We start from the raw sequence: 12,547 nt of genomic DNA, 5'->3' as shown, positions 1-12,547 counted from the left end.
CCAAAAATATTCGGGCTGCCAAGCAGCCCGAATAGCAACAAACCAAAAAAACAGAGAGACTAACTATGAGCCACAGACTAAAAGAATTGATCGTCGCGCTGGCAATAACTGGGGCTGGCGGAGTGTTGCAGGCAGCAGAAAGTAAACACTTAAGCGTTTACACCACCGCCAAAGACACAGAGCAGCGCCTCAGTTTAACTAACACACTTATTTTCAAAAAAGCACAACAGATGCCTGAAACTGACATTGCAATTTATGTAAACACAGCCAAGCAATATCAATTGTTTTTAGGCATGGGCGGCGCCATTACCGATGCCAGCGCCGAGACCTTTGCCAAATTAAATCGCACCAAAAAAGCAGAACTCTTACGCGCCTATTACGATAAAAAAGACGGCATAGGTTACAGCTTGCTGCGCACCACTATTCACAGCTCAGACTTTGCCAGCGGCAGCCACACCTACATTGACGAAGGCGATAAAGAGTTAAAAACCTTTAACATCAAACACGATAAAAAATATCGCATCCCCATGATTAAGGCGGCCATTAAAGCCGCGGGTGGAAACATCACCACCTACGCCAGCCCCTGGAGCGCACCGGCGTTTATGAAAGACAGCAACAATATGCTGCAAGGTGGAAAACTACTGCCAGAATACAACCATGCCTGGGCGACCTATTACACTAAATTCATCAAAGCCTATGAACAGGCGGGCATACCTATTTGGGGTATTACCATTCAAAACGAACCCATGGCCAAACAAACCTGGGAGTCGATGATTTACACCGCCGCCGAAGAGCGCGACTTTTTAAAAAATCACCTAGGCCCCGTCATGGCTAAAGAGGGACTAGGCGATAAAAAAATTATCGTCTGGGATCACAACCGCGATTTATTAGTAGACCGCGCCAATACTATTCTGGGCGACCCAGAGGCCGCAAAATATGTATGGGGTGTAGGCTTCCACTGGTACGAAACCTGGACCGGCGGCAAACCCATGTACAACAATGTAGCTGAAGTGGCCAAGGCCTACCCCAAGGTAAACCTATTGCTTACCGAAGCCACCGTAGAAAAATTTGACCCCACGCGCTTTCAATACTGGCCCAACGCCGAGCGCTATGGCGACTCTATAATCAACGACTTTAACGCCGGCGCCGTGGCCTGGACCGACTGGAATATTTTGCTCAACAACACCGGCGGCCCCAATCACGTCGGCAACTTTTGCTTTGCACCTATCCATGAAAACAACGGCGAACTAATTTACACCCCAACTTATTATTACTTGGGTCATTTCTCTAAATTCATTCACCCCAACGCAAAACGCGTAAGCGCCGCCAGCAGCCGCAGCGTGCTACAAACCACCTCTTGGCTAAACACCGACAACAGCCTCGCCACGGTAGTCATGAACAGCAGCGATGCCGCCGTAAACTACCGCTTTCATATAGGCAACGAAGAAACGACTATTACTATTCCTGCACATGCTATGCAGACGTTGGTGTACTAACAATTCACAAGCCAGATAAAATTACGTTTTACTTTGCATAAAAAATGCCCCTCGTCATAAACGAGGGGCATTTTTGTTTACTAAGAACCGCTGTATAAAAACTGCTAAATTCGCAGCTCGCTGTATTTACACAGCCACTACGCCAAGATAAAACCTAAGCGCAGTGGTGTTTACAGCATGCTACAGCGTTTTATTCTGGTGCAGTTTCAGTCACTTCAGGGGCATAGAATCTCAAGCCACCTTTACCGTGCACTATGTCTTCACCGCGTTCGGTTAAGGCCATTGCATCATCCACTGCTTTGGTCATATCCCAAGCGGCATTTTCTGATGAGTTGCCATACCATGACCAAGCCAACCAACTGAAGCCTTTGCTGCGCAATTCCGGTGAGCCTGTCGCATTTAAATCTTCTGGCAGAATCACACCTTCGGTGTAATCAACCATCAGCTCTTCAAAGTGACGTGAGTAGAAGAAATCAACTTGTGCTTTGACCACTTCTTCTTTCTCTACCGGTATTAAACCTTCAAATACAATCTCGTCAATTTTGATAGGATCAGTTTTAGACATTGCTGGACCTTCGACAGCGCCATCAAGACTGGTCGCAAAACTAAAGCCCATGTTCTTAGGCAACGCATTGCGCTCAAAACCTTCGGGGAAAGCAACCACAACCTCAATATCATTCCAGTCGCCTATCACTAGATCATCATAGGTTTTATTAACTACATCAAAGTGATGTGAGTAGTTCGCATCCTGCAAATAAAACTGCATGGTTAAGGTAGTCAGGCCACGATAATACTCAGGAATAAATACGCGGGTTTTGAAAGTAAAGGGATCGTTAAAATTCAAGCCTTCAATTTTCGCGGGGTTCTTGTGCTGAACATCAATACGATCCGCAAAATCTTTCGCGGTAATGTTCAATGTGCCATCTGTTGCAACTACGTTAGCCGAATCGCCCCAGCTATACGCAACCCAGTTATCTTCATCTATATCAAAGGTGCCTTTATAGATAGTGCCGAGTTCAAACGCGTTGTTGGCAGCAACACCACTGATCACCAAGTCTTTAATGATAACTGCACCATAAAAATCTGGATTGGCCGTAGCATCACCGACGCCTAAATTACCCACTTGAATACCCAATGAGCTAAGCCCTGCACCTGCAGCGCCAAAATCAGCCGTGACGATCATTTCATTCCACGCACCGTAGGTAATATTGCCTAGATCGCTGGTGGTCATCCACTCACCTTCACTGTTAAAAAGTTTGCCATAGGCCCAAGAGCCGGCATAACCCGCAGGGAAATAAATATTAGCGGTGATTTGAATCGGCTTAGTGAAATCTACTCCGGTAATACCTTTGTAAATAGCTACAATTTGATCTTTACCGGTAGCGCGCGTTAAACCAACACCTTCGCCCGCCACCAAGGCAACGCCGGTACCTTCCCACGCGGTTTCCCAACCACCAATATCACTTTCAAAGTTTGCGTTCAACAATTCTGTCGCGCCGCTGCCTTCAATCACTTTAAAGTTATCAAATTTAATGGCACCTACAACACTGGGCACCTTGCCATTTGATATTAACTCCAAGCCGATTTTAGTTACACGCTGCATATTGAATGCGTCACTCGCCCAGCCGAAAGAACCTTTGTTTTTAACAGTTGCACTGATGCGATTCCACGCGTTAGGTGTTTGCCCGCCCACACCATTCCAACCGAGGTTGGCATACTCACCATTCTCATCGCGCAGGTATACTTGGAAACCCATGTTGCCATCGGTGACATAGGCTTGATCAAACCACACATCAAAACTAATATCGGTATTGCTGACATCGATAGGGCCGTCGAAAGGTACATTTAAGGCAACTTTATCGGCGGCATCTTTCCAGGGAACAGTAACGGTGAATGCATAGTCACCTGCAGCTTTTTCCAAAATCTCTTTATGCTTAACAGGCTTTTCACCAACACCAGAACCGCCAAACTCAGTCATGATGATAGGCATTTTTTGCTTGCGCAGTACTGCAAATGCATTGTCTATTTTGGCACTGGTATTCCAGTAAGAACCGTAGGCATGCACTGCTAACACAAGGTTTTTCTCTGTATCAGCCGCCAACAACTCCTTACCGCGATCCGAATCAAAGGCGTAGTAGTCTGAGCCACAGGGCGCATCTATCACTAGCGGCACTTGAAAGCCCGCTTTACGGAACGCGCGAATAGCGGTTTTGTAGTTGTCTATATAGGTTTTGTAACCAACGCTGGTCGCGTTGAATATGTCCTTAGGGCCCCAACCGCTGGCGATGTTGATCATGAGATTGTTTTGAAAACGATCCTGATAGATCACCGGCAAAAAGGTTTTCAGCCAAGTGGTTTGAACAGCACTTGAAAAAAGTGCGTCATCATCACTGCAGTTCATCGCTGGGTCAGACAAGCTCAGAATTACAAACAGATTGTTAGATGTAGCCGACACTAAAGCCGCTTCCAACTCATCTGGTGTAGTAGTAGGCAAAAGCGATATACGAATAATATTCGAACCTGTTTCGCTAATCGCCTTTATGCCACTAAAGCGATTAAGTGCATCTTCGGCATACTGTAAATTAATACCGTGGAAAGTTGTCACATTACCGTTAGATGTAATCTCGCCGCCACTTGCACGCAACACGGGCAAACCTGCCGTGGGGCGCAGGGGGTTTGGATCTTCAGTGACCACGTCAGGGGTGAGCTTGTAGTCTTCCGCATCAGAGGTGCCGAGCATACTGCCGCCACCGCATCCGTATAAGAACCCAGCACTGGTAATCAGCGCCAATAGCGTAAATTTGTTTTTCATTTCATTCTCCACAATTTTATTATTCGCACCGCACTGCTTGGGCAGTGCGTCTGGCTATTCAAATGTATTCAACGGACTAGAAGGACAGATTCACACCTGCGCTGTAGCGTGTTTCCTGCACCCACAATGAAGCAAATTGATCTTGATACTGCGAATAGCTTTTTCTGCTTTGCTCAGTCAAGTTAGTGCCATTCAGGAAGAAGCTAACATTGTCGTTAAGCCAATAGCTGATAGACAAATCTAAGTAGCCAACAGGCTCTGCCCAGTTCGCCATTTGCATCACAGCCACATTGGTGGTTACACCTTTACGCTCAGTAAATTCAGCACTTCTATAGTTGTAAGCAAGACGAACATTCAAACCAGCGCGGTCGTACCAGAGAATCAAGTTGGTTTGATTTTGTGAGTTAGACGGCAGTGGCAAATAGTTGCCCATGATGTCCTGCTCAGATGTTTCGCTGTGGGAATAGGTATAGTTAAATTCAATACCGGTTGAGCTAAGGAACTCACCCGGCAGGAAAGTGAAGGGTTGCTTGTAGCCGAACTCAATACCATACAAATCGGAGGCGCCAACATTGCGCGTGGTGTAAATATTGGCGATACGGCCGCGATCTATACCATCGAGATCCAAGAAGCTACGCGCCTCTTGATATTTTTCTACAGCAGAATCCACTTGTATCAGGAACATGCCCACGCCGAGAATTGCGCTTTCATCGAAATACCATTCCACGGAGCTGTTATAGACAGTCGACAACCAAGGTTTAATATCAACTCTGCCTCTGTCGTCACCACCACCAATACAACCCACTTGAGCCTGACGCGCCTGTCCATTGGATGGATCAATGACCATTACGGCCTCACCATTTTCATCAGTTTTATTACATTGGCTGTACCATAGCGCCATGCTTGAACCGACTTCATCCAAATCGTTGCGGGTCATGGTTTTTGCAACGCCAAAACGTGCAACTACATCATCTGCAGGGAAGAAGTTAATATTGAATGAAGGCAAGGCTTCTGTGCTGCTATTTTCAGTAGTAGCAGTCTCAGATACGTAGGCAATTTTTTGCCAATCGTCGTAGCCAATTGAATTAAAGGAATCCAAAACATCTGGCACGACACTCTTATCGACTGAACGATCGGTCTTCACGACTTGCAGACCAAGATTGCCCTTGTAGGGGATACCAAACAAACCCGTAGATTCATCGCCAAAATTAACTTGCGCATAGGCGCTGGTAGACGTTTCTTCTACACCATAGGTATAGCCTGGGTCATTAACAGTACGCGTTCCAGGATAGAGGCGATTCATAAAGGCATAGGGATTATCCCAAGCGGCTGGGTTCAACGAGGCTACGCCTTTTTCAAAGCCTTTAATTGGGCCAAAATCGGTGAAGGGCATAGCATCTGCTGCAGAGAAACCATTGTCTTGCAAGCCACCAATATCGATCAAACTTGGATTAGTTTCCGCATAGTTAAATTTCATCCAGTTAGGAAACTTCTGCCAAATCAAGTTGCCAGGCAATAATTTATAGCGCTTATCAACAGGAACGCGCGAGTCTTCCCAGTCGGTGTAGCGACCAGTTGGGGTCACATAGTAAAATTTATTGTGATTAGCTTCACGTACGGAGTAACGCAAACCGCCTTCGACCGACTCTACAAAGCCACCATCGAAGCTAAATTTAGCATCGCCGCGCAATACATTTAATTCTGCGTCAGTATTGGTACCTTCCGCAAAACCTTGATACTGTTTCAACAAGTCTGCGCTCGACAAGTCGTCGGTATAACTAAAGCTAGGATATTCACCGGTGTAGTCAACGGTTACATGGTAGCCATCTACCGGGTCTTTACCAGAGATCTCATCTTCATCAACCCACAACCAAGCAGGTGTACCTTGCTGGAAAGTCGCCTTGCGATATTGTTTTTCTGCCTCGGCATGAATAACGCGTACGCTGGCTTCTAGATTTTCGTTGTTGGTGTAGTTCAATTGGAAATTACTGTTCAAGGCAGCTGTTTTTTCAATTTCACTAGAAGAGGTGGTTTGGAAATCTGCAGCCCAAACATTGGCTACTTTGGTTGCATGTATGTTCACAGTTTGTGCAACACCATTGCTGTCGGTATAGCTGAATGGATGGCCTTCACCCACAACACTACCGGCTTGCAACACATCAAAGATTTGCTCGTTATGCAATGCGCCTACACCGTTAACTTGGAACGAGTTAGGCGTGTGCTTACCATTAAAACCAGCACCTACACCGCGATCGTATTTATCCATCTCGGTATAGAACACATCAGCGCGTGCCGACCAGTTTTCATTAAAATCATACTTCGCCGTTAAGGAGCCGCCGTTGCGATCGCGTTCCACAAAACTACTTTTCGCTCCAAATTCATTGGGAACCAAGTACCAATCATTGACCACATAGTTGGGGTCGCGAATCATCTTGGTGGCATCATTTGGATCGGCAATCATTTTGCCGTAGGGGTTTTCTAAATCGCCATTGGGCTTGCCGCCTTGGCTATCGAGAAAGCCTAAGTTTTGCTCTTCCCACATAGAGTAATTCGCCGCATAAGAATTAGCGGTATAGAGGTTGCCGAGAATAGAAAAATTGTCACCATTATTAAAACCCAGCACTAATGCCAAGCTGTAGTCAGGGCTGCGTGAACCTGTGGTGCCATCAAGGTTGTATTCTTCTGTTGAACGCGAGCCCATGCCACCTTCAGCGCGCAAGCGTGAGGTAAAGCCTTCTTCTAAGGTTGATGGATCTAAGGTTTTGAGATCTACAACACCCGAAATACCGCCTGCCAAATTGTTAGCCGCTTGCGACTTATATACATCCACACCGCTAATCATGCTCGCGGGCACGTCGGAAAAGTTTGCTTGAATGCCAGTGATTGACCAAGGGCTTAAAAATTGTTCACCATTCAGCGTAGTCAGTACTTGTGGCATACCGCGGATATTGAGCGTGGTGCCCTCACCTGCTTCGCGCTTAATCTGAATGCCGGTAACGCGCTGCAAAGAATCGGTAATCGTTGTATCTGGCAGCTTGCCGATGTCTTCAGCCACAATGGAGTCAACCACTACGGAAGATTGACGTTTAATATCAATCGCCTTGGCTTGCGATCCACGAACACCGAGTACCAGAACCTCTTCAGTAACTTCATCCGTCGCATCGGTGGCCGCAGGCGCTTGTGCATAAAGATTGCCACTGGCTAAAACGCAACTAATCGCTAAGGCCAAGCGATTTCTAGCGGTATTTAAGTGAATGTTTTTGAACATACCTAGCTTCCTCATTTTTTTACCTAATTATTTTAAATAGTGAAATTTCTTATTTTTAAAAGAGTGAAAGAGCAGCGCAAAACCTCATCGCAGGCTTAGGGCAAATGATTCATTGCGCCAAATAATTTAGTTACACGACTTGCTATTACATTGTTGTTATTTATGGGTTCAATAAGGGCCTTGATCCGCTAATCAAAAACAGCAACGCCAAGCACTGCCACCGAGCACTAAGCCCGACCTAATTAGAACGTTCAAGACCAAATAAGCTCAAGACAGGCCCACTCCCGAACCAGTTCAAACAATAAATGTAATCGGTAACATTAGGGATAACCAAAAATACAGTAATTAACACAAAAAACAACTTTATTTACCTAGGCTGATTAGTAAGCAAGCACCAACAACCAGCTAAAACACATCACTGAAGCCAAATAAAACCAATTAAAATCAATAGGATAGATGGAATACACCAAACAAAAGGTACATTCGAAAAGTTCCATTAAGGACAAAACAATTTATAAGATTTATCCACTTTGTTACCATTGGAATCATTAATAGGTGTAAATGCAGCCAATTTAGGGACATAAGCAAACTAGGAGGTAAAGCAAAAAGGCAGCGTCTAAAGTAATAGAAGAGAAGTGAAGAGAAAGCAATAAATGCGGAAAGAAAGCTGAAAGAGTAACAATGAGGGAGCGCAGGAAATGAAGGTGTTCCACTGACTATTGCCCGCCACAGTTAGAACCTCATCGAATGAGATGCCAACTGAGCGAGCAGCTAAAAGAGGTGCTAGAGCAAGGTTTCAATCGCCGCAGCAAGCTCAGGCGAATCCGGCTTGGTCATGCTGCCGAAATACTCCACCAGCTTGCCATCCTTACCCACCAAATACTTATTGAAGTTCCACTTTGGCGGTTTGGATTGCTCGGCAAGCGCTTTAAACAGTGGGTTTGCTTCCTCGCCTTTTACATGGGTTGGCGAGAGCATGGTAAAGGTCACACCGTAGTTTAAAAAGCAAATACCAGCTGCCTCTTCCTCATCTTTGGCTTCTTGCTTAAAGTCATCGCTGGCAAAACCCACAATAACCAAACCTTGGTCTTTGTATTTTTTATGCAGGGCTTCTAGCTCCTTAAATTGCGAAGTAAAGCCGCAGTGGCTGGCGGTATTCACCACCAATACCGCTTTATTTTCCATGAGCTGGCAAAGGTTTACCGACTCTTTTGAGTGCAACTTGCGGTATTCGCCCTTGATGTAGTCAGGGCAAGCACTGGCCGCAAGGCTACAAAAGCCTACAGCGACAAATGTAGCTATTTTAATGAGCGGGTTTAAGAGTTTCACAATTCACCTCGATATTGGTGTTAGATTCAGGACGTAATAGAGTTTCGACTAGGACTATATGCTAAAGATGATAATTTGGATCACTTGTGGCTATTTCAAGGCCAACCCAAGTATTAAGACAATGTAAACACTAAAGCCCTGTGCGGGCCTTAGGCTGATGTAGTTTTAACTTAAGGGCGACGAGTTAAAACCAAAAGGAGAGATAAAAGCGAATAACGTCCGCTTGCAAACTATAAAGCGGCTCAGTACCTGGGCTGAAATCTGTCGCAGCCACACGCGCATCGCGGAAGTCATCGTACTGAATATCAAACCTATCCCAATATAAATTGGCGGTGCTCTTATCAAACCAAGGGATGAAGCCCGCAGGTAACTTATAGGTCACTCCCAAGCCAATCGTGGTGGATGAAAAAGGGCTCAGCTCTTTATCTCGCGCTAAAAAGTTTTGCGCATCGCGATAGGGGTATAGGTCGCTGTAAAAATCTGCCGCTGTTTGGCTATAAATGCGGTACTTAGCTTCAAAAACCCAATGATCGCTGTAGAGATGCACATATTTAATTTGCGCGTTTTTCGCTTCTATGCCCCAGCTATCGGTAAATTTTCGCAGCTCCGTTTGAATGGTCGCGCTATAGGGCAAGTGGTAGGAGGCGCGCAAGCCGAGGGCGTCGCTGCTGCGGGTATGTGGGTACATTTCCGCCTGATAGGAATAGCCCCCAGACTGATCCAAAAAGCGCACTGAGCGATAGGGATTGTTTAAACAGCTTTCATCATCGCGAATATTGAGACATGCATCCGTCGCGCTATCAAAACTAATCGAGGCCAACAGATTTTTGGTGATGATTTGCGATGCGTTAATGCTGTACTTGCGGCGTTGCAAATCTAATTTAAAGTCAGGGTCTGGTACGCCTTTTATGTTACGCCCTACTATATCTGACCCAAAGCTCACGCCGAAACCCAAGGTGGTGAGATCACCGAAAAAACTCTGGTCAATGCCCAAACTATAAGTTTTGGCCGCGTAGTCATTCTCATTGCTCGCAGTATAACCAAGGCTAATAGTGGAGCGATCAATCATGTATTGAGCGGTAAAGCCCTGCTCTTTGCGCTCTTCGGTATAGGGGCTAGCCGTCGCTTCTACATCGATAGACGCACTGGACACCATGTCCACATAATAATTGGCAGAGACAGATACCGAGGTGCCGAGATTTTTACGTACAAGAATTGAAGGGCCGTCAATTTGCGCACCGCCGCCATCATAGCCGTGGTAGAGCATATCGATACGCTCATCAGGCAAGACTGCAGCCAATAGGCTGCAACTCACACTGCTCAAGATAAAGCTGCGCAGTAAAATTCCCGTTAGATACTTAGTTACAGCCACAGCCACCTCCCGATGCGCCATCACCACCGCGCGCCGCTTCGCGCGCATCGTACACGTGATGCAAATAAGAACTGGCAACAGGGTCGCGCTCAAAACTCATTAACTCATCCGCAATATTTTGGCGTTCATAGGGCTTCACCCAAGGTTTAATAGGGCTACACGCGGCCAAGCCCAACAACGGCAAGAGCAAACCTACAACGAAGAGGCGACGCGCTTTCATTCGCGAATAAGCTCCCGAATTTGATCGCGGTATTTGTTTTCATCACCCGCTTTGTAACCGCGATTCACATAGCGAATTTGACCTTTTTTATCGATCAACACAGTCGTCGGCATAGCATCTACACCGTAAAGTTGACTCGCTTTACTTTCCGGATCAAACAATACCGGGAAGCTCACCCCCAAATCTTTTATGAGCTTTTTGGCATCGCTATTATCTTCTTCCACATTGACGCCATAAAACTGCAAGCCAGCGCTGCTATAGCGTTTGTGCATGGCATCGAGTAAAGGCATTTCTTGACGACAAGGGCCGCACCACGATGCCCAGAAATTTAACATCACCACCTTGCCGCGCTGTTCAGCCAAGCGCACATTTTCACCGGTACTACTTTGCAGTGTAAAATCGGGCGCTGGCTCAGCCACTGCAACCAAGGCCATTGTACTTAGCAGTGCACCCATGCCGAGCGCGATACTTTTTTTAACGAAAGAGGATATAAACTTCATCACTATAACTCCACGCGATTCAACCAAAGAAACAGAGCGTTTATTCAACAAAGAGTAGACTTCACCAACATTGAAAACCCAACCAAAAAAACTAAACAGCTAGAAAAATAACGTCAAACCAAAGCGCGACTCCAAATTATCCACGGTTTTGCTCTCACCAAAGAGCTCATGGGTAAAGTGATGGTTGCGCATGCTCAAATCAAAAGCCAGCCAGTCAGTCGCAAAAAAGCGTACGCCAGCACCTACATTGGTGGTGAAATATTGCTTGGCAGCAAAATCAGTATTGCCTGCACCAGCAATCAAATAAAAGTGCGTATTGAACGTCCATTTATCAGAAATATATATTTGCCCCGGGAAAAAGTTGTAGCCGAGCGAGAGATTGTAATAGCTGATATCGCGCTCGTCATCGGTGAGCAACTCAACGCCGCCACTCAATAATTCATAGCTGGTTTTATCCGCGCGACTCAAGGCATAAACTGCCTCGACAAAAAAATCTTCGGTTATGTGATAAGCGAAACTAATCCCTTGCACGGGATTACTGCCAAAATCTTCCACACTCAAAATACCGTAAAAAGCACCCATCTCGAAGTTTTCACTATCGAGATCGTCTTCTTTAATATGACGGCGTTTAATATCGGGCGTAATGATTTGCTCAAGCTCGTCATCATCGGCATCGTCTTGCGCCTGTGCGGGCACGACCAACAGGCAAGCTGCAGCCAAGAGCGCGCTTAAAAAAAGATGTTGAATCCGACTTTCCATTCATTAACCTCTTCATTGGTATTGCGACTAGTAAGAATATAGTGATTAGCATATTCCACGCGCATAAATAAACGCCCCTTGATGTGCACATAAGCACCCAAACTGGCTTGTAATAAATTATCTTTACGGTCTTCGGTTTGCACCAAGGTCGCACTGGGGAGGGTAGTAATTTTGCCGCCGCCAATACTGAAGTAAGGCGAAACGCGCCATTGCGGAAAAGGCTGAAACAACACCGCTGCCGCGACAATTTGGCTGTCGGAAAACTGGCCCGTGTTATCGTCTAGGCGCACTTCCGCCGACAAGTTTTTGGTGAAACGATAACCGAGATTAAACGCGAGACCATCGGCACCGGCGAAATCGCCGTAGGCCATTCCCAGCTCCCAGCGATCCACTAAGTAATCGCCGCGCCCAGGTGTGGGGAAATCAGGTTTGCTGCCATCGAGAGCAAGAGTAAATTGCATGTCGCTGCGCTTAATCCAGCCCACAATACCGCGCTTCGTTTTAACTTTTATCCAGTCTGTGCGGCGCTTTATCAGGGTGATAATTTCATCGCGCTCAACCACATGAAAAATTGGGTAACCGCGCCCAGGGCCGCTGTGCATATTGATGAAAGCATCATCAATACTTACTTGCAGGGGCTCGTCGGGGCTAAACCAACCTGCGCTGACATTGAGGCTCAGGCACATCAACAGCGCCAACGCCGCGCAGAACCCCTGCCAAGAATTCGCGCCGCGTCGCCAGAGACGTCTTGATGACAAACTTAAGGACATGCAGGCTCTCTTTATTCTAAT

The 12,547-nt window shown here is 46.3% G+C and carries 9 protein-coding genes; 1 reads left to right on the top strand and 8 read right to left on the bottom strand.

Going from position 1 to position 12,547, the window contains the following annotated elements:
• Positions 1-65 precede the first annotated feature (65 nt).
• Positions 66-1,496, top strand: coding sequence for a glycoside hydrolase family 30 protein (locus AC0KUT_RS03010; protein WP_488833390.1), 1,431 nt, complete (start codon positions 66-68; stop codon positions 1,494-1,496).
• Between the two features lie 190 nt (positions 1,497-1,686).
• On the opposite strand, the gene AC0KUT_RS03005 is transcribed toward AC0KUT_RS03010, so the two are convergent.
• The 8 genes from AC0KUT_RS03005 to AC0KUT_RS02970 all read right to left on the bottom strand — a co-directional run bounded on the left by AC0KUT_RS03005 (position 1,687) and on the right by AC0KUT_RS02970 (position 12,526).
• On the bottom strand, positions 1,687-4,308 hold the full coding sequence (locus AC0KUT_RS03005) for a cellulase family glycosylhydrolase (protein ID WP_488833389.1): 2,622 nt from the start codon (positions 4,306-4,308) through the stop codon (positions 1,687-1,689).
• 76 nt (positions 4,309-4,384) lie between these two features.
• The gene (locus tag AC0KUT_RS03000) at positions 4,385-7,576 is read right to left on the bottom strand and encodes a TonB-dependent receptor (RefSeq protein ID WP_488833387.1); all 3,192 of its coding nucleotides are present in this window, start codon (positions 7,574-7,576) and stop codon (positions 4,385-4,387) included.
• A 783-nt stretch (positions 7,577-8,359) separates the two neighbouring features.
• The gene (locus AC0KUT_RS02995; protein WP_488833386.1) at positions 8,360-8,905 is read right to left on the bottom strand and encodes a glutathione peroxidase; all 546 of its coding nucleotides are present in this window, start codon (positions 8,903-8,905) and stop codon (positions 8,360-8,362) included.
• Positions 8,906-9,089: 184 nt separating this feature from the next.
• Positions 9,090-10,277, bottom strand: a complete 1,188-nt coding sequence (locus tag AC0KUT_RS02990; RefSeq protein WP_488833385.1) for a DUF3570 domain-containing protein — start codon at positions 10,275-10,277, stop codon at positions 9,090-9,092.
• Positions 10,264-10,497: a DUF4266 domain-containing protein gene (locus AC0KUT_RS02985; protein ID WP_488833383.1), complete on the bottom strand. Its 234-nt coding sequence runs from the start codon at positions 10,495-10,497 to the stop codon at positions 10,264-10,266. Before AC0KUT_RS02985 ends, AC0KUT_RS02990 begins: the two co-directional genes overlap by 14 nt.
• Entirely contained in the window at positions 10,494-10,952 is a 459-nt protein-coding gene (locus AC0KUT_RS02980; protein ID WP_488835827.1) for a TlpA family protein disulfide reductase, read from the bottom strand. Before AC0KUT_RS02980 ends, AC0KUT_RS02985 begins: the two co-directional genes overlap by 4 nt.
• 144 nt (positions 10,953-11,096) lie before the next feature.
• Positions 11,097-11,756 carry an outer membrane beta-barrel domain-containing protein gene (locus AC0KUT_RS02975; RefSeq protein WP_488833382.1) on the bottom strand — a complete coding sequence of 220 codons (660 nt, stop codon included), beginning with the start codon at positions 11,754-11,756 and terminating at the stop codon, positions 11,097-11,099.
• Positions 11,726-12,526 (bottom strand): SH3 domain-containing protein, encoded by an 801-nt coding sequence (locus AC0KUT_RS02970; RefSeq protein WP_488833381.1) that lies wholly within the window; start codon positions 12,524-12,526, stop codon positions 11,726-11,728. Before AC0KUT_RS02970 ends, AC0KUT_RS02975 begins: the two co-directional genes overlap by 31 nt.
• Positions 12,527-12,547 lie beyond the last annotated feature (21 nt).

Source organism: Cellvibrio sp. 25HG11W-0 (assembly GCF_057815475.1).
This window is presented reverse-complemented; position numbering and strand designations above follow the sequence as displayed.

Excerpts from the sequence above, each read along its gene's own strand:
- AC0KUT_RS02980 (WP_488835827.1), bottom strand. The coding sequence starts at position 10,952 with ATGGGTGCACTGCTAAGTACAATGGCCTTGGTTGCAGTGGCTGAGCCA.
- AC0KUT_RS03010 (WP_488833390.1), top strand. The coding sequence starts at position 66 with ATGAGCCACAGACTAAAAGAATTGATCGTCGCGCTGGCAATAACTGGG.
- AC0KUT_RS02975 (WP_488833382.1), bottom strand. The coding sequence starts at position 11,756 with ATGGAAAGTCGGATTCAACATCTTTTTTTAAGCGCGCTCTTGGCTGCA.
- AC0KUT_RS03000 (WP_488833387.1), bottom strand. The coding sequence starts at position 7,576 with ATGTTCAAAAACATTCACTTAAATACCGCTAGAAATCGCTTGGCCTTA.
- AC0KUT_RS03005 (WP_488833389.1), bottom strand. The coding sequence starts at position 4,308 with ATGAAAAACAAATTTACGCTATTGGCGCTGATTACCAGTGCTGGGTTC.
- AC0KUT_RS02985 (WP_488833383.1), bottom strand. The coding sequence starts at position 10,497 with ATGAAAGCGCGTCGCCTCTTCGTTGTAGGTTTGCTCTTGCCGTTGTTG.
- AC0KUT_RS02970 (WP_488833381.1), bottom strand. The coding sequence starts at position 12,526 with ATGTCCTTAAGTTTGTCATCAAGACGTCTCTGGCGACGCGGCGCGAAT.